23 protein-coding genes are annotated in these 21,588 nt (G+C 53.1%); 14 read left to right on the plus strand and 9 right to left on the minus strand.

Annotated elements, in window-relative coordinates:
- Window positions 1–50: 50 nt before the first annotated feature.
- Both dapC and NXT00_RS04950 read left to right on the plus strand, forming a co-directional pair.
- On the plus strand, window positions 51–1,151 hold the full coding sequence (dapC, locus tag NXT00_RS04945; protein ID WP_259158309.1) for a succinyldiaminopimelate transaminase: 1,101 nt from the start codon (window positions 51–53) through the stop codon (window positions 1,149–1,151).
- Window positions 1,152–1,585: 434 nt separating this feature from the next.
- Window positions 1,586–2,137, plus strand: a complete 552-nt coding sequence (locus NXT00_RS04950; RefSeq protein WP_259078444.1) for a GtrA family protein — start codon at window positions 1,586–1,588, stop codon at window positions 2,135–2,137.
- Window positions 2,138–2,169: 32 nt separating this feature from the next.
- Here the strand turns inward: NXT00_RS04950 and dapD are convergent, their stop codons facing one another.
- The 3 genes from dapD to NXT00_RS04965 are packed head-to-tail and all read right to left on the minus strand — an operon-like array spanning window position 2,170 to window position 5,509.
- A complete protein-coding gene (dapD, locus tag NXT00_RS04955; protein ID WP_259078096.1) occupies window positions 2,170–3,141 on the minus strand; it encodes a 2,3,4,5-tetrahydropyridine-2,6-dicarboxylate N-succinyltransferase in 972 nt (323 codons plus the stop codon).
- Window positions 3,142–3,146: 5 nt separating this feature from the next.
- Window positions 3,147–4,535, minus strand: coding sequence for an amino acid permease (locus tag NXT00_RS04960; RefSeq protein WP_259158310.1), 1,389 nt, complete (start codon window positions 4,533–4,535; stop codon window positions 3,147–3,149).
- A 59-nt stretch (window positions 4,536–4,594) separates the two neighbouring features.
- Window positions 4,595–5,509 carry a DapH/DapD/GlmU-related protein gene (locus tag NXT00_RS04965; RefSeq protein WP_259078093.1) on the minus strand — a complete coding sequence of 305 codons (915 nt, stop codon included), beginning with the start codon at window positions 5,507–5,509 and terminating at the stop codon, window positions 4,595–4,597.
- An 82-nt stretch (window positions 5,510–5,591) separates the two neighbouring features.
- On the opposite strand from NXT00_RS04965, the gene dapE reads away from it, so the two are divergent.
- The 7 genes from dapE (at window position 5,592) to NXT00_RS05000 (ending at window position 10,681) form a co-directional block, all read left to right on the plus strand.
- Window positions 5,592–6,680: a succinyl-diaminopimelate desuccinylase gene (dapE, locus tag NXT00_RS04970; RefSeq protein WP_259078091.1), complete on the plus strand. Its 1,089-nt coding sequence runs from the start codon at window positions 5,592–5,594 to the stop codon at window positions 6,678–6,680.
- A gap of 41 nt (window positions 6,681–6,721) precedes the next feature.
- A complete protein-coding gene (locus NXT00_RS04975) occupies window positions 6,722–7,465 on the plus strand; it encodes a TIGR00730 family Rossman fold protein (protein WP_396124736.1) in 744 nt (247 codons plus the stop codon).
- Window positions 7,466–7,537: 72 nt separating this feature from the next.
- The gene (folP, locus tag NXT00_RS04980; RefSeq protein WP_259158367.1) at window positions 7,538–8,350 is read left to right on the plus strand and encodes a dihydropteroate synthase; all 813 of its coding nucleotides are present in this window, start codon (window positions 7,538–7,540) and stop codon (window positions 8,348–8,350) included.
- The gene (locus NXT00_RS04985) at window positions 8,347–9,063 is read left to right on the plus strand and encodes a glycosyltransferase (protein ID WP_259078089.1); all 717 of its coding nucleotides are present in this window, start codon (window positions 8,347–8,349) and stop codon (window positions 9,061–9,063) included. Before folP ends, NXT00_RS04985 begins: the two co-directional genes overlap by 4 nt.
- Before the next feature lie 60 nt (window positions 9,064–9,123).
- Window positions 9,124–9,456 carry a hypothetical protein gene (locus NXT00_RS04990; RefSeq protein ID WP_259158311.1) on the plus strand — a complete coding sequence of 111 codons (333 nt, stop codon included), beginning with the start codon at window positions 9,124–9,126 and terminating at the stop codon, window positions 9,454–9,456.
- 108 nt (window positions 9,457–9,564) lie between these two features.
- Window positions 9,565–9,732 carry a DUF3117 domain-containing protein gene (locus tag NXT00_RS04995; RefSeq protein ID WP_259078086.1) on the plus strand — a complete coding sequence of 56 codons (168 nt, stop codon included), beginning with the start codon at window positions 9,565–9,567 and terminating at the stop codon, window positions 9,730–9,732.
- A gap of 85 nt (window positions 9,733–9,817) precedes the next feature.
- Window positions 9,818–10,681 (plus strand): methyltransferase domain-containing protein, encoded by an 864-nt coding sequence (locus NXT00_RS05000; RefSeq protein WP_259078084.1) that lies wholly within the window; start codon window positions 9,818–9,820, stop codon window positions 10,679–10,681.
- Here the strand turns inward: NXT00_RS05000 and NXT00_RS05005 are convergent.
- Together NXT00_RS05005 and glgA are read right to left on the minus strand one after the other, a co-directional pair.
- Complete coding sequence (locus NXT00_RS05005; protein WP_259158312.1) at window positions 10,678–12,051, minus strand: GH32 C-terminal domain-containing protein; 1,374 nt, start codon at window positions 12,049–12,051, stop codon at window positions 10,678–10,680. The genes NXT00_RS05000 and NXT00_RS05005 overlap by 4 nt on opposite strands.
- A gap of 84 nt (window positions 12,052–12,135) precedes the next feature.
- Window positions 12,136–13,302, minus strand: coding sequence for a glycogen synthase (gene glgA, locus NXT00_RS05010; RefSeq protein ID WP_259078082.1), 1,167 nt, complete (start codon window positions 13,300–13,302; stop codon window positions 12,136–12,138).
- 114 nt (window positions 13,303–13,416) lie between these two features.
- On the opposite strand from glgA, the gene glgC reads away from it, so the two are divergent.
- Window positions 13,417–14,634 carry a glucose-1-phosphate adenylyltransferase gene (glgC, locus tag NXT00_RS05015; protein WP_259078080.1) on the plus strand — a complete coding sequence of 406 codons (1,218 nt, stop codon included), beginning with the start codon at window positions 13,417–13,419 and terminating at the stop codon, window positions 14,632–14,634.
- A gap of 63 nt (window positions 14,635–14,697) precedes the next feature.
- On the opposite strand, the gene NXT00_RS05020 is transcribed toward glgC, so the two are convergent.
- Window positions 14,698–15,333, minus strand: a complete 636-nt coding sequence (locus NXT00_RS05020) for an O-methyltransferase (protein WP_259158313.1) — start codon at window positions 15,331–15,333, stop codon at window positions 14,698–14,700.
- Window positions 15,334–15,519: 186 nt separating this feature from the next.
- On the opposite strand from NXT00_RS05020, the gene sigE reads away from it, so the two are divergent.
- Window positions 15,520–16,137, plus strand: a complete 618-nt coding sequence (sigE, locus tag NXT00_RS05025) for an RNA polymerase sigma factor SigE (protein WP_259158314.1) — start codon at window positions 15,520–15,522, stop codon at window positions 16,135–16,137.
- A 539-nt stretch (window positions 16,138–16,676) separates the two neighbouring features.
- Window positions 16,677–17,117 carry a twin-arginine translocase subunit TatB gene (locus NXT00_RS05030; RefSeq protein ID WP_259078071.1) on the plus strand — a complete coding sequence of 147 codons (441 nt, stop codon included), beginning with the start codon at window positions 16,677–16,679 and terminating at the stop codon, window positions 17,115–17,117.
- Between the two features lie 33 nt (window positions 17,118–17,150).
- Here the strand turns inward: NXT00_RS05030 and NXT00_RS05035 are convergent, their stop codons facing one another.
- From NXT00_RS05035 to NXT00_RS05045, 3 genes are read right to left on the minus strand one after another with little or no spacing between them, the layout of a single operon-like run.
- On the minus strand, window positions 17,151–18,284 hold the full coding sequence (locus NXT00_RS05035; RefSeq protein WP_259078070.1) for an Mrp/NBP35 family ATP-binding protein: 1,134 nt from the start codon (window positions 18,282–18,284) through the stop codon (window positions 17,151–17,153).
- A gap of 32 nt (window positions 18,285–18,316) precedes the next feature.
- Complete coding sequence (locus NXT00_RS05040; protein WP_259078068.1) at window positions 18,317–18,889, minus strand: DUF1003 domain-containing protein; 573 nt, start codon at window positions 18,887–18,889, stop codon at window positions 18,317–18,319.
- Window positions 18,882–20,186 (minus strand): magnesium transporter MgtE N-terminal domain-containing protein, encoded by a 1,305-nt coding sequence (locus NXT00_RS05045; RefSeq protein ID WP_259078066.1) that lies wholly within the window; start codon window positions 20,184–20,186, stop codon window positions 18,882–18,884. Before NXT00_RS05045 ends, NXT00_RS05040 begins: the two co-directional genes overlap by 8 nt.
- A 136-nt stretch (window positions 20,187–20,322) precedes the next feature.
- On the opposite strand from NXT00_RS05045, the gene NXT00_RS05050 reads away from it, so the two are divergent.
- A complete protein-coding gene (locus NXT00_RS05050; RefSeq protein ID WP_259158315.1) occupies window positions 20,323–20,823 on the plus strand; it encodes a general stress protein in 501 nt (166 codons plus the stop codon).
- A 15-nt stretch (window positions 20,824–20,838) separates the two neighbouring features.
- Complete coding sequence (locus NXT00_RS05055) at window positions 20,839–21,531, plus strand: hypothetical protein (protein ID WP_259078056.1); 693 nt, start codon at window positions 20,839–20,841, stop codon at window positions 21,529–21,531.
- The last annotated feature ends 57 nt before the right edge of the window (window positions 21,532–21,588 follow it).

The raw sequence follows: 21,588 nt of genomic DNA on the forward strand, positions 1-21,588 counted from the left end.
TGAAGTGAGAATTTTCTCGCCCCTACTCTTACCCGATCAAGGATATTCCCATGGCCCGTCAATCACTCGCTGAAGTCCTTCCAGATTTTCCTTGGAATTCATTACTCCCCGCAAAGAAGCGAGCTAGCGCCCATCCTGATGGGCTCATCAACTTATCGGTTGGATCGCCCGTCGATCCTGTGGCTCCCGGTATTCAATTAACCCTTGCTGAATCAGGTCAAGCATCCGGGTATCCTCAGACGGTGGGGACACCCCAGCTACGCGCAGCTATCAAAGAGTCTCTAGCCAGGCGTTATAATATCCCTCAAGTCGAGGGTATTTTGCCTGTCGTGGGTACTAAAGAGGCAATAGCATGGTTGCCCACTCTGCTGGGCTGTCGTGGAAAGATTGTGATTCCGACTGTTGCTTATCCCACCTACGAGGTAGGGGCGCTGCTCGCAGGAGCGCAACCAATACGCAGCGATACTCCGTGGGATGTAGACGACCCTGACACTATTGATTTGATCTTCATTAATTCGCCGTCGAATCCCACTGGCCGTGTGCTTAGCCCTGAGGAACTCCGACAGTTAATCACTTTCGCTAGAGCACACGATATTATTGTGGCCTCTGACGAATGTTACCTAGGGCTCGTGTGGGAAGGCGAGGCCATGTCCATTCTTGATGAGCGGATTTCCCATAACGATCACCGCAATCTCTTGGCCATCCATTCGCTCTCAAAAACATCGAACCTTGCAAGCTACCGCGCCGGGTTTTTAGCGGGAGCGGATAATATCATCGCGGAGCTCACCGAGACTCGCAAACATGCGGGATTGATGGTACCCGGACCCATCCAAGCTGCGATGGTAACTGCGCTTGCCGACGATGACCAAGAAGCTCTGCAAAAACTGCGCTACGCCCGTCGCCGCACAGTCTTGCTTACTGCGCTTCTTCACGCTGGGTTCCAAGTCGAGGAGTCTTCTGCTGGGCTGTACCTGTGGGCCACCCGCGGAGAGGACTGCTGGACAAGTGTCGAATGGTTTGCCGAGCGCGGCATTCTTGTAGCGCCGGGTTCTTTTTATGGCCCTACAGCCACGCCATTCGTCCGTCTTGCTTTAACTGCGACCGATCAGGATATCGACAGTGCTGCGCGGCGCTTAGATATCGCCTCCTAGCCAGTTGTGCCACTCTTATTACATTCATCGGATCGCAAACGTGGAGTCGACCCAGGCTATGGTGCCTGCGTGTGAAGCTATGTGCTGCGAATGCTCTTGAGTAGGAGAATTCTGAGTGCTCTACTGCTTCCGGCAATAAAACTAATTGGGTCTGTTTTTGCAGCTGATGTCCTAGATGCATAAGCGCGCGCTATTAGTGGGGTGGGGAAGTGGAGAGTACCCAAGAATTTCCTATATCCGTGAAATTGTCCGCGCTTTTGTGCAAACGGATATTACCGATGCATCCCGACCTCAGGCCCTTGTGATTACTGGTGTTGATGAGAGATAAACTAACGGCACGTTTTAATTCGCTTAGAAACTTTGCAGCAGAGTAGTATAGGGAAAATCTGTTTTTAACAAAGAATAAGGGAGCGTAACGTCTAGTGGCTATCACTATGAGCGAGGCTGGCTCACATCTTCGGCAATTCCTCCAGTTTGGACTGGTGGGAGGCTCGGGGATCGTAGTCAACCTGGTCGTTGTCTATATAGCCAAGAAATGCGCTGCCTATGGTTTTAATATCAGCGAGCATGATGCCTTTCTGAATCTTTTGGGCAGTCGCTACCACATTCGCTGGTACCACGTCTTTATGACGGTAGCCTTCCTTGTAGCCAATACGTGGAATTATCAACTCAATCGAATGTGGACCTTTAAATCAGACCGGTTATCCAAGTGGTGGAGGGGATTTTTTGCTTTTCTCGCCACCGGCCTTTTGGCATTTCTGGTCAGCCAAGTGGTGGCCACCTTATTGATGAATCCTCTGAGCCCTGTGGCTCTTCCCACCGAGATTTTCGATGATTCCTCCGGGCTGCGGACCAAGTTCTACTGGGCGCTGATCATCGCTATCGGTTTGAGCATGCCAGTTAACTTCGTCGTTAACAAGCTCTGGACTTTTAAGCCCAAACCAATAACGATCATCAAGGACGTTGACCCCCAAGCTTTGAATTAAAAAATATCCTCTCGTTGTGAGAGGATATTTTTTTAATTGGCATGCAGTGCGGCGTTGAGCTCAATAGGATTTTTACCGTGGGCTACCGCTTCAATCGCGCCACTCAGGGAATTTCTGCGATATAAGATATTGCTGGCTCCCGATAATTCGACGGCTTTAATGGTATCGCCGTCGGCAAGCTCGAGGGCACGAGCCACGTCGCCGCGCACGATAATCTTGGCGCCGGCTGTAATATAAAGGCCCGCCTCAATAACACAGTCATTGCCAAGAGAGATTCCTAGTCCCGCATTGGCACCCAGCAGACATCTCTGAGCAATCGAGATGACCTGCTTGCCACCGCCCGAGAGGGTACCCATAATCGAGGCTCCACCACCGATATCAGAGCCATCTGCAACAACAACCCCAGCCGATATACGGCCCTCCACCATAGAGGCGCCGAGTGTGCCAGCATTAAAGTTCACAAAGCCCTCGTGCATGACGGTAGTACCTTCGGCTAGATGAGCGCCGAGGCGGATACGGTTGGCATCGCCGATGCGTACACCGCTGGGCATCACATAATCGACCATACGGGGGAACTTATCCACCGAGAACACTGTGACGGGGCCGCGCAGGGAGAGTAATTGCCTTGTCATTTCAAAATTCTCTGGAGAACAAGGGCCAAAATTAGTCCACACCACATTGGCCAGGAGACCGAAAATGCCATCAAGGTTTTGTCCGTGCGGTTTAACTAAACGGTGGGAGAGCAGATGCAGGCGCAGATAGGCATCATAGGCATCGATTGGTGCCTCGTCGAGGTTCTCAATCGTCGTACGGATAGCTACTCGGGTGGTACGACGATCTGGATCAAAAACAAGAAGATTAGTAAATTCATCCGGGGCATCAGCAAGCTGGACCGTACCCGGTGACTCAGGTGTGTCGGTCATGGTTGGGTTGGGGAACCAAGCATCTAAGACGGTTCCGTCTTCATAGATGGTGGCTAAACCAGTAGCGGTGAATGCAGTCATGGGTGCTAGAGTCCTTTCGATGCTGATGATTTTTTAGTGATAAAGCTCGCGAGGACTGTCAGCGCAAAGATAATAGCGACGGACCAAATTTGTCCTCGTGCGCTTTCGTCTATCAGCATTAATCCTACGAGTGTGGCTAGCATGGCCAGGCAGATAATCGCACTCCACGGGTGGCCTAGCATCCGCACTTTGGTGATTTCATTATTTCGAACTAGTTCGGGGTGCAGTTTCATCCAGCTGGCTGCGATCATGACCCAGAGGACGATCAAGCAGCCACCTACGGCATTGAGCAGGAATGTGAGCAATCCTGGCGGGTTCCAGAACTGCAAACCGACAGAGCCAAAGGCGAAGAACATTGAGAGGATCACCGCGTTCATCGGCACCCCTTGTTTACTGATAACACCAAGGATTCGAGGTGCATTGCCGCGTTCCGCGAGGGAGAAGATGAGGCGGGAGGTCCCATAGATTTGCGCATTAAAGGCACTCAGGAGCGACAAAACGATCGTGGCCTCCATGAAACCTACAACATAGGGAATATTGGCCAGGCCCAGAATAATGGTAAATGGTGATTCGGCTGCGTTAGAAGCTCCAGTAATGCTCTCAAATGGCAATAAGGCGATGATAACGAGCACCGAGCCGAGATAGAATAACGATATACGCCAGATGACGGAGCGGACGGCGGTCGATATGGAGGAGGCGGGATCTTCGGATTCGGCCGCTGCAATTGTGATAATTTCTACTCCACCGAAAGCGAAGGCTACAGCTAGAAGGCCTGTGGCTACCCCGGCGAAGCCATTAGGCATAAAACCGTTGCCAAGTATATTGCGCATGCCCACGTACTCAGTACCAGGTAGTAACCCAAATACGAGCAGTACGCCCACAATAAGGAAAAGTATAATGACGGCGACTTTGATGAGGGCAAACCAAAATTCGAATTCACCGAATCCCTTCACGTGCGCCAAGTTGATGACAGCGAAGATAGCCACGCTGATCAGGGCAGGAATCCACGGGGCGACTCCAAACCACTCTCCCATAATTGCCGCGGCCCCGGTCATTTCTGCCCCCATAACCATGGTGAGCATAAACCAATAGAGCCACCCGGAGGAGAATCCAGCCCAGTGTCCGAAGGCTTGTTCGGCGTAGACAGAGAAGGATCCCGAGGTCGGGCGTGCGGCGGCCATCTCGCCGAGCATCTCCATGAAAAGCACAACGATGATGCCTGCAAATATATAGCCGAGAATAACCGCGGGCCCGGCGGCTTGAATTCCTACGCCGGTACCAAGAAAGAGTCCGGCACCGATTGAGGATCCTAGACCCATCATGGTTAGGTGTCGGGTTTTTAAGCCTTTACCTAAACTCTTGGTCGCTGTCGTTGTTGAAGGGGGATTTTCCATAGGGAATACTCTAGTATCCCGCTTGCTGCGGAGACTAATAAATCCGAACCGAAAATACTTTAGGAGGCGATTTTTTCCGCAAATGGTTCCCGGTAGTCCGGATGCATGGTGATCGACCAGTCGGATTGCCCGGCAATGACCTGAGCGGGTGCGATGCCACCAGTATCGGCAAAGCGGAGGAGAGTGCCAGGCTCGAGGACGACTTTATGACCTATATGGCAGCGATCGCCAAGGTCGAGACCCAGAACCGAACTGCTTACTCCGAAGGTGCAGTTTTTTCCAATGCGCATGGGCTGTGGCTTGGAGCTCATCAGAGATGACGAGAGCATTAACGTGCACCCAGCATCGATAACAGTGCCTGAGGAGATGCGCCCTTCAACGGTGCACGCGCCGAGCGTACCAGCGTTATGGGAGACAAAGCCCTCCCGCAGAACGCGAGTTCCAGGGGCCAGGTAAGCCCCCAAACGTACCCGCTCTGCCTCCGAAATTTGGATACCGGATGGCACCACATAGTCCACCATGCGCGGCAAAGGATCGATACCGTAGACGTGGATCAAACCCCGAGAGCGCAGTGAGGTGCGCATGAATTCGAAATTATCGGGCAGACACGGACCCTTGTTAGTCCACACCACCACGGAGAGCTTTTCCAAGGCCTGCGTCATATTAATCGTATTGGGTTCGACCAAGCGGTGGGAGAGTAGATGCAGCCGCAGATACACGTCATAAGGATCTTGAGGTTCTAAACTGAGATCGCGAATGACAGTGCGAACAGCTACTTGCTCAACCATGCGGTCATTATCAAGCTTCACCAGATTGAGCAGCCGCACAGGGAGATCCTGGGCTCCAAGACGTTCCGTGCCAGCGCTATAAGAAGCAGGATCGATAAGTGCCGGAGAGGGGAACCAAACATCTAAGACATCCCCATCCATCGAAATATTTGCGATACCAACGCCCGTTGCACCGTGTTTTAGCATGCGCCTAACTTTAGTGGCTGAAAGCTTGAGAAATAAAACCGTCTCAGCTGCCTCCGACTCATGACGGTCTACACTAAAACCTATGATTGATCTCAGCATGGACCCTGTCGAATTAACTGAGGCTTTGATGAATATTCCGAGCCCCAGCCATCACGAAGAAGCTCTCGCAGATGAATTAGAAGGTTCTCTCCGGAAACTGCCAGACGTTGAAGTTTTGCGCTTAGGTAACAGTCTCGTGGCACGTACCAATCGCGGTTTACCGGCGAGGGTCATCCTCGCCGGCCACATAGATACTGTGCCCCCAGCCGAGAACCTACCCGCACGAAGGGGGTTGGACTCACGCGGCCGCGATACCCTCTTTGGTTTAGGCAGTGTCGATATGAAATCGGGGCTAGCAGTGTATGCCCACACTTTTGCCACCCTCAGCCAATCACCTGATCTTAAATACGATCTGACCTTGGTCTGTTACGAAGCCGAGGAGGTAGCGGAGCGCTACAATGGCCTAAAGTTTATCGCCGAGCAGCACCCCGAATGGCTACGAGGTGATCTCGCGCTTTTGGGAGAACCATCAGAAGCCATTATTGAGGCAGGTTGCCAGGGCTCGATTCGGCTTAAGGTGAGCGCGAGAGGGGTGCGCGCGCACTCTGCACGGAGCTGGTTAGGCTTGAATGCAATGCACCTTCTAGCCCCCGTGATTGCAAATATTGCTGCCTATAAAGCCAGCGAGGTCGACGTTGATGGGTGTTACTACCACGAAGGTCTGAATATCGTGCACTGTGAGTCGGGGGTGGCTACCAATACGATCCCTGATGAAGCGTGGCTATACGTCAATTACCGATTTGCTCCGCACCGTGATCTTGATGCAGCAATGGCGCACCTCCTTGAGGTTCTAGATCTCCCAGATTCTGTGGACTACGAGATCGACGACGCCGTTCCTGGTGCACGCCCAGGTTTGGACCAGCATGTGGTCCAAGACCTTATCGCTGCCACGGGGCAAGAACCGCGCGCCAAATTCGGATGGACAGACGTTGCACGCTTTAGCGAGCTAGGGATACCCGCTGTGAATTTTGGTTCTGGCGACCCCAGTTTCTGCCACAAGAAGGATGAACAATGCCCAGTGGAGATGATTACTGAACTTGCTGAGGTACTGAGGCGCTATTTGGTGGCCTAAGTGTGCGACAAAGTTATAAAGCCTCATCTAATCTGGACGACATGGAAAAAAAAGAACGTATGATGTGTGGCCCAGTGCTGCTGAAGAACTCCATGAACCAGCCTGGTTCTACCTATGATCAGCGGCTCCTTGAGGTCGGGGCAAATCACGACTGGAAACACGCCGATCCGTGGCGGGTCTTGCGTATCCAGAGTGAATTCATCACTGGTTTCGATGTCCTTAGTGAGCTTCCCCGGGCAGTAGCTGTATTTGGTTCTGCACGGATGCAGGCCGAGCATCCGTGGTACCGCCTGGGCGAAGAAGTTGGCCAGGAATTAGTAGAGGCCGGCTATGCCGTCATCACTGGTGGCGGCCCAGGCCTCATGGAGGCAGCCAATAAGGGTGCCAGTGACGCCGAGGGTCTATCCGTGGGCTTGGGTATCGAGCTTCCCCATGAGCAGGGCATGAATGACTATGTAGATATGGGTGTTCATTTTAGGTACTTCTTCGCCCGCAAAACTATGTTTCTGAAGTACTCTGAAGGATTTGTATGCCTGCCAGGCGGTTTGGGAACAATGGATGAGCTTTTTGAAGTTCTATGCATGGTGCAGACTGGCAAGGTAACGAACTATCCTATTGTGCTACTCGGGACGGAATTTTGGGCTGGTTTAGTGGACTGGATGCGTAGCCGCATGGTTGATGCAGGAGTCATTAGTGAATCGGATATGGATCTCTTCCTAGTAACGGATTCGGTTGCTGAAGCTGTCGCTCATATCCGTGCATACCACGCTGCTGCGGAGCAGTAAATTGTGATTTCGGCTTCTCGACCTCCAATACGCAGTGCTTTTGCGCCCCGCGATTCGTCCATCGCCATTGTCATGGCCATCATTAATCGCACCCCCGATTCTTTTTATGATGCAGGAGCAACTCACGATGTTGATCGTGCCTTTGATCGTGCCCTTATGGTGGTCGACCAGGGTGCGCGCATTGTGGATATAGGGGGAGTCAAGGCGGGGCCAGGGGAGGTGATCAGTCCTGCTGAAGAGATTGACCGCGTGGTACCGCTTATTGCGAGGATTCATGACCGGTTTCCAGATATCACCATATCCGTGGATACGTGGCGAGCTGAGGTGGCTGCGGTTGCGATCGAAAATGGGGCTACTTTGGTCAACGATACGTGGGCGGGCCACGACCCTGAGTTGATCGAGGTGGCAGGCCACTTTCGAGTAGGTTATATATGCTCCCATACAGGTGGGGCTATCCCGCGCACGCGCCCTCACCGCGTGCACTTTGATGAGCTTGTATCCGATGTCATCGCTGAAACTACCTCGCTGGCAACGAGGGCAGTAGATTTAGGGGTTCCCGAGGACAAAATTTTTATCGACCCCACGCATGATTTCGGTAAAAATACTTATCACGGCCTGGAGCTACTACGCCGCATTGATGAGCTCGTGGCAACAGGCTGGCCGGTACTTATGGCTTTGAGTAATAAAGATTTTGTTGGAGAAACTCTAGATCGCCCTGTTAAACAGCGAGTCGCTGGGACTCTAGCTGCAACAGCATGGGCTGCAGAGCGGGGAGTAGCCTGCTTTCGGGCCCATGAGGTAGCTGAAACCATTGATACTATACGTATGACCGCAGCCATTGCGGGCATACAGCCGCCGTTACGCGCGACGAGAGGCCTGGTATGAGTGACTTTGATGTAGTAATTCCCGCCCTGAATGAGCAAGATACCATTGCTGATGTGGTGGGTGCTGCCCTCGGCTCGCAGGCTTGCAATGTATTCGTCATTGACTCAGATTCCACCGATGAGACCGCCCAGCGTGCGCGGATAGCTGGTGCGCAGGTGATAAATTGGCGTGAGGTTCTCAGCGATATCCCACCGCGGCCAGGCAAGGGGGAGGCTTTATGGCGTGGGGTGGCGGCCGCCTTAAGTCCTGTCATCGTTTTTGTCGATGCCGATGTCCGAGGACTCACCTCAGAATCAGTGAACTCGCTAGCTAAACCTTTCGCCGATCCATCAGTAGACCTCGTTAAGGCCAACTATCAGCGTACTTACCTCGGTTATTCTACCGGGGGAGGCCGGGTAACGGAACTGTGTGCAAAACCTTTGATGCGTATCCTTTTCCCGCATCTAGCTCATATTGCCCAGCCGTTGGCCGGGGAGTACGCGGTGCGGCGGGACTTTGTCCGCCGAGTTTCCTTTATTTCAGGCTACGGGGTGGAGATAGGCCTGCTTATAGACGCTTCCCATATCGTTGAAGTAGCCTTGCCTCCGCGCGTTCATCGAAACCGCCCCTTGGAGCAAGTGCAAGGTGTAGCTGAGGACGTGGCACAGGCTATTTTGGCCAAGGCAGGACTCTGTGAGGTGGATATGCGTCCCCCTCTCAATGATTATGATTAAGCCTCTGTGGCTGTAGACACGTTATGCGAACTGGCAGGGCACGAGGGGTAGGATATAACTATGAACATGGTTGCTGTTACCACCGTTATTATCATGGTTGCACTGCTGCTGGTCCTGACTATTGCCGCCTCGGGAATCATATATCTGGTTCTGAAAAAACGCGACGGCGCAGCCTTTAAGCCGCAACCTATTGAAGTTGATGTTGATGTCACTGCAGTAAATAAGCGCGCTATTGGCGAGCGTAATCCTGCAGGTCTTCAGTTCCACGATGGGGTTCCGGGCTACGACAAGCGTGAGGTTGACGCGGTATTACGGGAGCTATTTGACCAGCTATCTCACACTTCTTCCTTAACAGAGCTCCCGCAGGCAACCGATAAAGATATACCAGAGTAATTTAAACCTGCTCTTTACTCCGTATTTTCATGTGAGATCTGTATTTTGTATTGACCTTTAAGGTAGACTTAAATACTAGGACTGAAATAAAAAAGAATGAGAGAGAATATGGCAGCCATGAAACCCCGTACGGGTAATGGTCCGATGGAAGTAGTCAAAGAAAATCGCAAGATTGTCATGCGAATTCCCACCGATGGTGGTGGGCGTCTTGTTATCGAGCTCAATGACAGTGAGGCTGCAGAGCTCGCTGAACATCTAGCCGCAGTAGGTAGCTAGACCATCCCACCTAGAGGTTCCGCTAACAGGGGAAGCGGAACCTCATTTCTTTAGCAACATTCTCTTATTCAGACTGGATACTGCAATGCTCTCCCATATCGTCGACGTTCTCGCCGATCCAGAAGATGGAACCAGACTATTTCTTAGCGAGAACGGTCGCTACTTATCATCAGAGAGCGGACACACGTATGATGTGGCCAAACAAGGCTATGTTTCCTTAGTTGGAGGATCTGGTCTTCGACACCATGGAGACGATCTAGCGATGGTGCGAGCCCGTGAAAGCTTTCTCGCGTTAGGCCATTTCGCTCCTTTCGTCGAGACGGTGTCGACCGGGATCGACGAAGCCCTATCCGGAGTTGAAGCTCGTGAACCAGTCATTCTCGAGATTGGAGCGGGTACCGGTTACTACCTTTCCCATATCTTAGATTCGATCCCCGACTCCCGAGGGGTGGGTCTCGATATTTCCACCCCCGCGGCTAAGGCACTGGCGAAGAGTCACCCTCGCGTTGGTGCCGTCGTGGCTGATGCTTGGAAAACTCTGCCTATCAGACCACAGAGTATTGACGCTATCGCCGTTGTTTTTGCGCCGCGTAACCCCCAGGAGTTCTCGCGTGTACTTAAGACTAACGGTGAAGTAGTGATTTTAAGCCCTAACCCGAATCATTTGCAGGAACTGCGAGAACCGCTCGGGATTTTGCGAGTGGAAAAAGATAAAATCCATCGGATGCTCGAACAGTCAGCTAAATATTTTGACGTGGCGGATGAAGGCCACGAGGTCGAATTCTCGATGCGTCTAGACCAGGAGTGCATCGCTGCCCAGATTGGTATGAGTCCATCAGCACGTCATATTCCACCCGCAGATTTAGAAGCGCGCATCTCCTCTTTAGACCCGGTCATGATGGTTACAGCAAGCGCAACCATCACACGGCTTCGAAAAATACAGCCCTAAGCCGGAAAGATCTCTGGCAAGGGTTTAATAAGGGTGGATCTCTCAACCTCTACCTGCTCCGAGTTGTGGAGAACGAATCGCGTGGTGGGTCCGTCAAAGTAAACTCGGCTAGCCATGGCTACTTGTCCACCGTTGCCGAATACTTCCACTGTTGAGCCATCAATGATGACTGTCATCGAGCTCGTTGCATCATAAAGAAGAGGTGCGCTAGCGACTGCATCGCCCGCGTGGTTCGGATTCATCGAGCGATCTAAGGTGATGTGATCACCATAATGAGTGATCGTGCATATAATCTGATCGTTAATATCTAGAACGGTGATGGTTTGATGTTCGCCACGAGGAATCTCGCTAATACCCGTCCACATAGAGGCACGATCTGATTCCTCAATGGCAGCGATGATGCCGCTCGTAGGGGTCTGGTAAATATGGCCCCCCTGAAGGGTAATCTCGCGCGCGAGGCTGAGGCAGTTCGCCCACCCTTCAGCGCGGAAACTCAGGTGCGCGCTCCCGTCATCCTGGCGGGAGGCACTATTAAGAAGGCCAAAGATCACAGTGTGCTCTTTATTGTCGGCATCGGGTGCCCAGTTTACAGTTCGGGGGCGTCCGAAATCGTGTCCATAATCCATGCGCTGGAAAGGCTTCGCCACCTCGAACGAGGTACCATTGAGCTTTCCCACAAGACAGCCCGCAATATCTCTGCCGTTCTCGTCGATCGTGACGAGCAGGATATCGTACAGATGCTGATCTATTTCATCGCGAAGTTGGAAAATACGAGGCGCCACCACAAATGTGGAAGCAATGCCAGAATCGCCGTGAATCGTCAACGGCCCGCGCATCTTAAAGTGTTGGCCATCAGCGGAATCTAGAACGACGAGTACAGGATCTGAGGATGAACCCGCCACCGCGACCATCAGATATCCACTATCCACCGGAATCACGCAGGGAGAACGAAAACGTGACAACCCTTCCTGGTTAGCGACAACTGTTCCTATATCAACAATATGCTCGTCCAGGATGAGGTCATCATCATCTAAGTCCGCGATTGTTTCGCCTAGGTCATCGACTCGGGCGGCCTTAATAGTGCGCTCATTGCCCACCACGTGAGTGTAGTAGAAGGTGGTGGAATCGCCCGTTGTTACTACCGAGCCAGCCCGGATGGATTCGTGGTCTTTGGTGGAGGCGAGTACATCGGTGCAGATTTCGAAATCGAAAGCTGTGGCGGAAGAAACTAAGTGGGCCCACCTAGAGGGTTGGGTGGGATCTGGACGGTATTGGTTGAAAAGATGCCAGTAGGTGCCGTCGTACAGCGCTCCAGCGGGGGCGTCCAGAATGCCGTGATCAGGGTGGATATGCAGTTCGGGGCGATACATAATTGTTGTGGGCTCCTGCCAGTTGACGAAGGCTGTTATGCCTCCCAGCGTAGTAGCAAAAGCCCACGACTGCAGATATCGACACTAAAGGAGGGAGCGATAGATTTCCACCGTCTGCGTGGCTATCTTGTCCCAAGAAAAAAGCTCCACGGCGCGTGTACGCCCCGCCAGGCCGAAGGCTTTGACCCGCTCTTGGTCGGCTATGAGTGCATTAACTTCTGCGGCGAGATCGCGCTCGAAGGCCGTGGTATCGGCTGGATCGTAATGCACTAAGAGGCCTGTCTGACCATCGGCTACGACTTCGGGGATGCCGCCGACATCTGAGGCCACCACGGCGGTACCGCAGGCCATCGCCTCAAGATTAACAATTCCCAAGGGTTCATAGATGGAGGGACAAATAAAGGCGTCAGCAGCGCTTAGAATTTCCTGAATTTTAGGTTTGTCCAGCATTTCCTGCACCCAAAATACTCCAGCTCGTTGGTGCTGTAATTCAGTGACCAGAGTGGAAATCCGGCTGGCTATCTCGGGGGTGTCGGGGGCACCGGCACAGAGTACCAGCTGAATCTCGGGGTCAAAGTGGGCCGCCGCCCGCACGAGATGTTCCACCCCCTTTTGCCGCGTTATGCGCCCCACAAAGGCGACGATCGGGCGAGTAGGATCGACACCCAAGGAGTGTAGAACAGAAGTACCCTCAAAGGCTGGGCGCGGCTGCCACACAGTGGTATCGATTCCGTTAAGAACCACGTGAACCTTGGCGGCATCGACACGCGGATACGCTTCGAGGACAGCTTCTTTCATCTTCTGTGACACCGCAATGACTGCATCAGCATACTCCATCGCATTACGTTCGGACCACAACGAAATATCATATCCACCATTGAGTTGTTCGCGTTTCCACGGGCGATCGGGCTCGAGTGAGTGAGCCGTGACAACGTGGGGAATATTGTGTAGCTGGGAAGCGAGATGTCCTCCTAAACCCGTGTACCAGGTGTGAGTATGTACGACCTGAGCATCGCGGCAGGCTTCGGCCATATAGAGACCTGTTGAAAGGGTCTGGATAGCCGGATTCGCATCACGCAGGCCAGGATCGGCGCTGTGGACGAAAACATTGTCCTCGTCACGGGGTGCCCCCATGCAGTGTACGTCTACGGGTACGATCTCTCGCATATAGCGAGTGAGCTCTGCTACGTGGACGCCAGCACCTCCATAAATCTCCGGTGGATATTCTTTAGTTAATAGTGCGACTTTCATAAAGATAACGGTAGTGGCAATGAGGCTAGGGCGCTGAGTATTTGAAAGGTGGCGTGGATCGCATTTTTCTCAATACCCTAACGGTGGTAGAACTTTCGCATTAAATTAGACACTGTGAAAAGTCAAAATAATGTCCTTGCCATCGTCTTGGCCGGCGGAGAAGGGAAACGTCTCTTCCCTCTGACTGAAGACCGCGCTAAGCCTGCCGTTCCCTTCGGCGGCACTTACCGATTGATCGATTTTGTTTTGTCCAATTTGGTCAATGCCGGTTATATGAAGATCTGCATTCTTACTCAATACAAATCTCATTCGCTAGATCGTCACATCTCACAAGCGTGGCAATTTTATGGCCCGACCGCTCAGTATATTGCGTCGGTGCCGGCGCAGCAGCGTCGAGGCAAGCACTGGTACCGGGGCTCAGCGGACGCAATTTTGCAGTCACTGAATCTCATCTACGATGAACGCCCTAATTATGTGCTGGTATTTGGCGCTGATCACGTTTATCGCATGGATCCGGAGCAAATGGTCGACGAGCATATCGCCTCCGGCAAAGCTGTATCTGTAGCTGGTATCAGGGTGCCCCGATCTGAGGCCAGTGCTTTTGGCTGCATTCAAGCCGATGAGGCAGGAAATATTACGGAATTTCTGGAAAAGCCCGAGAACCCTCCAGCTGTACCCGACGATCCAGACGTCACCTTTGCCTCAATGGGCAATTATGTATTCACTACGGACGCCCTCGTTGAAGCTCTACGGGAGGACGGTATCAACGAAAATTCCGAGCATGATATGGGCGGGGATATCATTCCGTATTTTGTTGAGCGCGGAGATGCACACGTTTATGACTTTACGAACAATATAGTTCCAGGATCCACGGATCGTGATCGGGGATACTGGCGTGACGTGGGTACCATCGATGCCTTCTACGAGGCTCATATGGATCTGATCTCGGTTCACCCGATCTTTAACCTGTATAACCAGCAGTGGCCGATCCGCTCAACTGACCTGACGGAATTACCTCCAGCTAAATTTGTGCAAGGCGGCATCGCGCAATCCTCGATGGTGGCCCAGGGCTCCATTATTTCGGCCTCTACGGTTCGCAACTCGGTGCTATCGACCGGTGTCATAGTCGAGGAGGGAGCCACGGTGGAGGGTTCGGTTCTAATGCCGGGAGTTCGCATCGGTAAGGGGGCTGTCGTGCGCCATGCTATCCTCGACAAGAACGTGGTAGTTACGGACGGAACGCTCATTGGTGTGGACCATCAGCGGGATGCAGAGCGCTTCGCCATTAGTCCCGGCGGGGTTGTTGTTGTAGGAAAGAATGTAGTCGTTTAAAGATCACATGAGAAGAGGAATCTCGCCCCACTCAAAAATTATTTGGGGGGCGGGATTTTTTGACTACTGCACAGTCACGATGACTAGGCCGGCACCTAGGGGAAGCCTGGTGACCTGAACTGACTCCAGCGAATTGAGGTAGTCCTGCAGGTCGCGGGCAGCTACAGTTTCTCGGTCGCGTCGCGTCTGGTCGCTGGGGGTACCGTCGAGCAGGATATCGGGGATGATTACACTCCCACCTGCACTTAAAAGGGGGAGCGAGGCACTAATAAGAGCTCTCGCATCAATGGGGGATACTTCTCCGTAAATAATTTGATAAGACTTTTTAGCTAGGCGCCCCATGACATCGAGAGGGCGGGATGGTAAAAAGCGCACTCTAGTGGGGGAGAAGGATGCATTACGGAAGATCTCAGCGGAGCGCCGGTGATATTCTGGCTCCGGGTCGATGCAGGTGAGAGTGCCCTGAGAATTCATTCCCTGCAGCAAGAAGTAACCGACGACCGCGCTCGCGGGGGTAATAGCGATGGCCCCTTGAGCTTTACTCGTGGCTGCTAGGGTGCTCAATAATTGACCGATGTGGATATCGGGCGCACTGAGCCCAAATTCCTCGGCCGTCTCGTAGGCTAGCTCGAGGGTAGTATCGGCAGGGCTAATGGCTTCGATATAGGAGCGTAGTTCTTCAGTCACACCTTTAAGCATAGAGTTTCTCGACTGTTTTATCCTTCGCAAAACACCGATACTCTATAGTTCAACTTCCCCTCGGAGCTTCGATGGAGTGTTGATATAGTCACCCCCTTTCTCCACATCCTAGATATTCTCGCTCTCCCAGCTAATTCACAGAGTTCTATCTGGCTTTTTGAAGACAGTTCGGGAACAATAGACCACATGACCACAACGCCTCGCCCGACTGATGCCGGCGCTTATGCTGCGGACCTTTCCGGAACCGCGGCCTTTGATGCAGGCGTAGGTTCCATGCCAGATTGGAGCGATCTCGTTTCTGAGCATGCGGACAGCGTATACCGGCTCGCCTTTCGACTCAGTGGCAGTCAACATGATGCTGAGGATCTCACCCAAGAAACCTTTATGCGAGTCTTCCGTTCCCTGGATAAATATCAACCTGGTACCTTTGAGGGCTGGTTGCACCGTATTACTACTAACCTCTTTTTAGATATGGTGCGGCGCCGCACGAAAATCCGCATGGAAGCTCTACCAGAGGACTACGAGCGAGTTCCGGGAACCGATATGACCCCTGAACAAGCCTATAACGTGGCCAACCTTGACCCAGCTTTGCAGGAAGCGCTCGACGCACTGGCCCCCGATTTTCGAGTGGCAGTAGTGCTCTGCGACGTGGTGGGTATGAGCTACGAGGAGATAGCCGCAACTTTGGGCGTCAAGATGGGCACTGTGCGTTCGCGTATCCACCGGGGCAGGAGTCAGTTGCGAGCGATGCTGGAGGCGAAGGCTGAAGTTGACGCTGATGCGCAATTGCTCATTCGCAGCTAATGCTAAACACTAAACTCTAAACACTGACTCGCCACAACCATATGGCGAGTCTTTCTCTTATAGTGGACAGTGGGGAACTAACGGCATATGCGGTTCGTTCCACTTATGACCTCTAGGTTATAAACCTGTGATTCGAATCGAGAAAGCTGGTGGGCTATGGCGCAACGAGACAAGCCGCAGCGTTCCAGAACATTTGATATTTCCTCCCAAGTCCGAAAGTTATCAGCGATTGACCATCTCAATCCTGAGGCCATAGCTGCCTTGGCAGATAACGAGTTGTGTCCCGCTGCCACACACCGAGCCCATATACATCTAGTTCACTGCCACGAGTGTCGTCTCGAAGTAGAGAAACAACGGCTAGCATCGCAGCGCCTACGCAATTCTTGTTGCCAATCATTGGAAGCCAGCTCGGAGCTAATGAGACGCCTGCATCAAATTGCTGACTGTGTAGAGTCGGATCAGCATCCCTTGCGATCGAAGATGTCAAAGATTCGGCTGATGAGATGGAAATAGCGCACATGCAGGGTAAGGTTATTTAAGTGTTTAGCTCAATTGGTTGGGGAGAAATTTTCTGGATTCTCATCCTCGCTATGATTTTCATTGGCCCCGAAAAGCTCCCAGGCGTCATTGAGGATGCCCGTGCTGCTATTTTTGCTGCTCGCCGCGCCATCAATAATGCTAAAGCTGAACTAAATGGGGAGTACCTGGAGGAATTCGAAGATTTCCGTGCTCCCATTAACCAGATCGCTGGTTTGCAGCGAATGGGTCCCAAAGCCGCATTAACTAAAGTGCTCTTTGACGGAGATTCTGAGGCCATCGATTCTCTCGACCTGAAGAAACAGCTCGGTGAGCTTGATTCGCCAACTAGTGCCGCACGCACCGAACTTAGTCCCGACCGTCAAGCCTCCCAGGCCGATATACCCAATAACGCGGTATCCGGCCCGAGAAACCGGGACTTTAGCTGGGATGATGTCCTATAGCCCCTATCCAATCAGGCAGGGGATAGGAGATTTCTAGTCGTGCCGAGTCACCCCAAGGCCTAAGGGCTTACCGGCAAGTGATTCAGGTCGAAGAACGAGCTGATCTGCAATAGCCTTGATCGCTACCGCAGTGGGGGACTCGGGGTGGGCAAGCACAATGGGGGTGCCGTGATCGCCTCCCTCGCGAAGCTGAGGATCTAACGGAACCGATCCGAGAAGCGGAACCTTCGTTCCAGTAAGCGTCGAGATGCGCTGCGAGACCTCTTCGCCTCCACCTGAGCCAAAGACTTCTAACGTCGATCCATCGGGCAAAATCATGGCACTCATATTCTCGATGACACCCGCGAGCTTCTGCTGGGTTTGCAACGAGATAGTCCCGGCGCGCTCGGCCACCTCAGCCGCGGCGCTCTGTGGGGTTGTCACCACGAGGAGCTCGGCATTGGGGAGGAGTTGGGCTACCGAAATGGCGATATCGCCAGTTCCAGGGGGAAGGTCGAGAAGCAAAATATCGAGGTCACCCCAGAATACATCTCCAAGGAACTGCTGAATGGCGCGGTGCAACATCGGGCCGCGCCACACCACAGGGGCATTACCTTCAACAAAGTGTGCAATCGAAATGAGTTTTATGCCATGAGCCATGGGCGGCATGATCATCTCGTCTACGGCATGAGGACGATCGGTGCACCCGAGCATGCCCGGTATTGAGTGCCCGTATATATCGGCATCAAGCACCCCGACCCGCAATCCGCGAGCAGCTAGTGCGGCTGCAAGGTTAACGGTCATCGAGGATTTGCCCACGCCCCCCTTGCCAGAAGAGACGGCAAAGACTCTGGTTGTGGAGTTAGGTTGGCTAAAGGGAATCACCGGCTCGTGGGTATCGCCGCGTAACTGCTGCCGCAGGCTCTTGCGCTGTTCATCATCCATGACATCGGTAGTCACGGTGATCTCACCAACGCCCGGAAGATCTGCGATGGCAGCGCGTGAGTTTTCCACCAACAGGTTTTTCATCGGACACCCAGCAATCGTGAGGTATATTTCTACCTCAACGTCTACGCCACTGAGGGCGATAGATTTCACCATGCCGAGTTCTGTTAACGGCTTACCAATTTCGGGATCTTCTACGCGCGAGAGCGCCTGCCGCACGTCATGCTCAGTAATAGTGGTCATTATTTTTCTAAGTACTTCCCCTCGTATTTTGCTTAACGACGCTCACTCGTGCGCCCCTGAATCGGGTCACTAAGATCGTGGTGTGCGTCATCGAGTCCCTGCTGATGGCGGTATGCAGTCCGTTCAGCGGCTTCATCGTCCAGCTTAGCTTCAATGCGTTCGATCATGGTGTGAAGATCTTCCAATTCGTGCCGCAGATAATCACGAGTGACCATATCACCCAGCGCTAGACGCAAGCCAGCGAGCTCGCGGGTAATATATTCGGTATTCGATTTGGTTTCAAAAGCACGGCGGCGATCTTCATTGAGAGAAACACGATCACGATCTTCTTGTCGGTTCTGTGCCAGCAAGATCAGCGGCGCCGCGTAGGCTGCCTGCGTGGAAAATGCCAGGTTCAGCAAGATGAAGGGATAGGGATCCCACTGCCACCAGAAGGCACCGAGGTTCAGCACGATCCAGATAGCGACGAAAACCGTCTGCCACATCAGGTAACTGCCGGTACCAAAAAAGCGGGCGACCTGCTCAGCGTAGGCGCCAATGGAATCGTCATCGAGTCTGAAAAGCCTCTTTTTCCCGGGCAGCCGTGGGGTATCTAACTCAGCCATGCGCTAGGTCTCCTTTCACAATGGTCGAATCGGGGCGGATACCCGAATCACGCCAATCTTCCGGCAATAAGTGATCGAGAAGGTCATCAACTGCCACCGCTCCCAGTAGGTGGTTATCGTTATCCAGCACAGGTCCGCAGACCAAGTTATAGGTAGCAAAATAGCGCGCCGCAGTTTCCTGGGAATCATCAGCATAAAGGGGCGGTAGATCCGGATCCAAAATGCCAGAAACGAGCATCGACGGGGGTTCACGGAGCAGCCGCTGCAAATGCACAGAACCTAAATAAGTCCCCGTCGGGGTGGCGGTGGGCGGTCGCACCACAAAGACCATAGAGGATAGGGAGGTAGGAAGATCAGGGTTGCGGGCTTGGGCGAGCGCCTCAGCGACGGTCGTTTGAGGGCTGAGGATCAAAGGTTCTGGAGTCATCAGCGCACCTACCGTGTCGGGGCTAAAGCTCATTAAGCGCCGCACTGGGGCTGATTCCTCAGGATCCATGAGTTCGAGCAAGACATCGGCTTTTTCATCGTCGAGCTCAGAAAGCAGATCGGCAGCATCATCAGGATCCATTTCCTCGAGCACATCAGCTGCACGTTCGATGTCAAGAGTTTCTAATAGCTCGGCCTGGCGATCCTCACTCATCTCTTGGAGAATATCGGCGAGGCGCTCATCGTCCAGCTCCGTAGCGACCGTGGTGCGCTGGTTCTCGGGCAAGTCATAGAGCACCGAGGCGATATCTGCCGGACGCATATCCTCGAACTCCGCCAACAACTCAGCAAAGGCATCAGACATACCAACACCCGCAGCGCTGATACCATGGACGTGCTTCCACGGCACCACAAACAGTTCCGGCCGGCGAGCGAAAGTGGCACGTTCCTTGAGCACGGCCACCGCAGAGATGGCCCAGTCGCGAGTACGGGTACGCTCTAATTCCACATCGGCAATCTCGACCGGCTTAGAGTGCAGCTGCTCCAATTCAGGATCATCCACGTGGACCTTCGCCCCGATCACATCGCCGACGATAGCGAGTTCACCGGCCCTAGGCTTATACGATCGCAGTGAGACCGAACCAGAGACCAGCATAATCTCATGAGGATCGATGGAGGCCACCCGGAGCATGGGAAGAAAAATGCGGCGCTTATTGGTCATTTCAACCACGAGACCAAGCACTCGGGAGGTATGTCCGTAGGGCCGGATATTAACAATGACATCACGCACGCGACCGATTGCATCAGTTTCGGGACCGCGAACAATCATGCCCGCTAGGCGCCCAGCATAAACTCGGGTAACTTCACTCATAATTGATAAGTGTAGCTGTTTCTCCAGGGCACTCCCTAACACGTATCCTGGCGCTGAACAACTGCGATATAGTGAACAGTATTTGAGTGTTGCGCAAGCCACTCTAGACTTGAACGAACTGACAAGGAACACAGGTATGACTTTTTTCTCGAGGCCCAACCCTGAGCTGAATGGGCGGCAAAGAACTATCCCCGAGGGGTGGCCAGTCGGCTCCTTTAGCACCTATGCGCAGGCACAGGCAGCCGTCGATATGCTCTCGGATAAAGAGTTCGATGTCAGTGCAGTCTCAATCGTCGGCGTTGATTTAATGGAGTGCGAAAACGTGCTGGGGCGCCTGACATGGCCGAAAGTTTTATTGAGCGGTCTTGCCTCAGGTGGCTGGGTGGGCCTATTTATGGGAACGCTTCTAGGAGTGGTCACGGGCGATTGGTCGAGCTCGCTAATCTTCGGCGTCCTCCTAGGTTCAGTGTTCTATACCAGCGCGGCAGCCATCCAGTACGCGGCCTCAAGGGGCAAACGTGACTTTGCGTCTACCACCCAAATAGTAGCCAGCAGATACGATATCCTATGCGATCCGGCAACAGCCCCCCAAGCACGTGATCTCATCAGCGAATTCACTCATAAGCGCCCGAACTAGGGAAAGGACCCCATCGTGCCCTCTGCAGCTCTTAAGCGTGGGATTGCGGCGATCGCGGCGCTCAGCACCCTAGGCGCAGGATATGTGGTCGGTAATGGTTACCTCGATCCCTTTGACTTTACGAATAATAAGGCTGCGAGCCCCGATCGGGTGATTATCGTTGCCGTCCAGCCCCACACCACTGAGGCACTGGTCTTGGCAGAATTATACGAACAAGCCCTCGAACGGGCCGGCCATCAGGCGATCCTAAGCTTGGATCAGTCGGGTTATTATAGTGGCGTGGATCGGCTCAGCTATGGCTCAGCAGACCTCGTGATTAGTTGTACCGGAACACTAGTCCAGGCGCGGAATTCAGGTCTAGCAGAGGATTTACGGCAGCGTTTCGCGCGGGATATAACTGACCCTCACGAGCAGCGGGAAATAGTTTACGCCGCAGCCATGTCTACCTTGCTTGATAATACAACTGCCACAGACCCCTCCAATGCGCTCGGATGTGTCGACTCCGACTCGGGTCTGCCCGAGCACATTATGCCGATCTACCGAACCTCGGACTTAGATCGTCGCAGTAGGCGAGCAATCAATACAGTTTCTGGGGTCCTCACAACCGATTCTTTGCAGGACATCATCGAGCGCGCCCAGAAGGTTGGTTCTGCTCACCAAGCGGCTGAGGAATTTCTAGATAGATATAGCGGCGACTTCAACTTATAAAAATCCATTCAAAAAGGTGAGGGTGCCGCTTATTACGGCACCCTCACCTTAATTACT

Source organism: Corynebacterium sp. ES2715-CONJ3, from assembly GCF_024814365.1.
GTDB lineage: Bacteria > Actinomycetota > Actinomycetes > Mycobacteriales > Mycobacteriaceae > Corynebacterium.

What these genes read in the sequence shown, in the direction of transcription:
- NXT00_RS04985 (WP_259078089.1), top strand. Translation starts at nt 8,347, where the DNA reads ATGAGTGACTTTGATGTAGTAATTCCCGCCCTGAATGAGCAAGATACC.
- NXT00_RS05050 (WP_259158315.1), top strand. Translation starts at nt 20,323, where the DNA reads ATGACTTTTTTCTCGAGGCCCAACCCTGAGCTGAATGGGCGGCAAAGA.
- NXT00_RS04950 (WP_259078444.1), top strand. Translation starts at nt 1,586, where the DNA reads ATGAGCGAGGCTGGCTCACATCTTCGGCAATTCCTCCAGTTTGGACTG.
- NXT00_RS04995 (WP_259078086.1), top strand. Translation starts at nt 9,565, where the DNA reads ATGGCAGCCATGAAACCCCGTACGGGTAATGGTCCGATGGAAGTAGTC.
- dapD (WP_259078096.1), bottom strand. Translation starts at nt 3,141, where the DNA reads ATGACTGCATTCACCGCTACTGGTTTAGCCACCATCTATGAAGACGGA.
- glgA (WP_259078082.1), bottom strand. Translation starts at nt 13,302, where the DNA reads ATGAAAGTCGCACTATTAACTAAAGAATATCCACCGGAGATTTATGGA.
- NXT00_RS04965 (WP_259078093.1), bottom strand. Translation starts at nt 5,509, where the DNA reads ATGCTAAAACACGGTGCAACGGGCGTTGGTATCGCAAATATTTCGATG.
- NXT00_RS04960 (WP_259158310.1), bottom strand. Translation starts at nt 4,535, where the DNA reads ATGGAAAATCCCCCTTCAACAACGACAGCGACCAAGAGTTTAGGTAAA.
- NXT00_RS05035 (WP_259078070.1), bottom strand. Translation starts at nt 18,284, where the DNA reads ATGACCACTATTACTGAGCATGACGTGCGGCAGGCGCTCTCGCGCGTA.
- NXT00_RS05005 (WP_259158312.1), bottom strand. Translation starts at nt 12,051, where the DNA reads ATGTATCGCCCCGAACTGCATATCCACCCTGATCACGGCATTCTGGAC.
- NXT00_RS05045 (WP_259078066.1), bottom strand. Translation starts at nt 20,186, where the DNA reads ATGAGTGAAGTTACCCGAGTTTATGCTGGGCGCCTAGCGGGCATGATT.
- NXT00_RS05020 (WP_259158313.1), bottom strand. Translation starts at nt 15,333, where the DNA reads ATGCTTAAAGGTGTGACTGAAGAACTACGCTCCTATATCGAAGCCATT.
- sigE (WP_259158314.1), top strand. Translation starts at nt 15,520, where the DNA reads ATGACCACAACGCCTCGCCCGACTGATGCCGGCGCTTATGCTGCGGAC.
- NXT00_RS04975 (WP_396124736.1), top strand. Translation starts at nt 6,722, where the DNA reads ATGGAAAAAAAAGAACGTATGATGTGTGGCCCAGTGCTGCTGAAGAAC.
- dapE (WP_259078091.1), top strand. Translation starts at nt 5,592, where the DNA reads ATGATTGATCTCAGCATGGACCCTGTCGAATTAACTGAGGCTTTGATG.
- folP (WP_259158367.1), top strand. Translation starts at nt 7,538, where the DNA reads ATGGCCATCATTAATCGCACCCCCGATTCTTTTTATGATGCAGGAGCA.
- NXT00_RS05040 (WP_259078068.1), bottom strand. Translation starts at nt 18,889, where the DNA reads ATGGCTGAGTTAGATACCCCACGGCTGCCCGGGAAAAAGAGGCTTTTC.
- dapC (WP_259158309.1), top strand. Translation starts at nt 51, where the DNA reads ATGGCCCGTCAATCACTCGCTGAAGTCCTTCCAGATTTTCCTTGGAAT.
- NXT00_RS05000 (WP_259078084.1), top strand. Translation starts at nt 9,818, where the DNA reads ATGCTCTCCCATATCGTCGACGTTCTCGCCGATCCAGAAGATGGAACC.
- NXT00_RS04990 (WP_259158311.1), top strand. Translation starts at nt 9,124, where the DNA reads ATGAACATGGTTGCTGTTACCACCGTTATTATCATGGTTGCACTGCTG.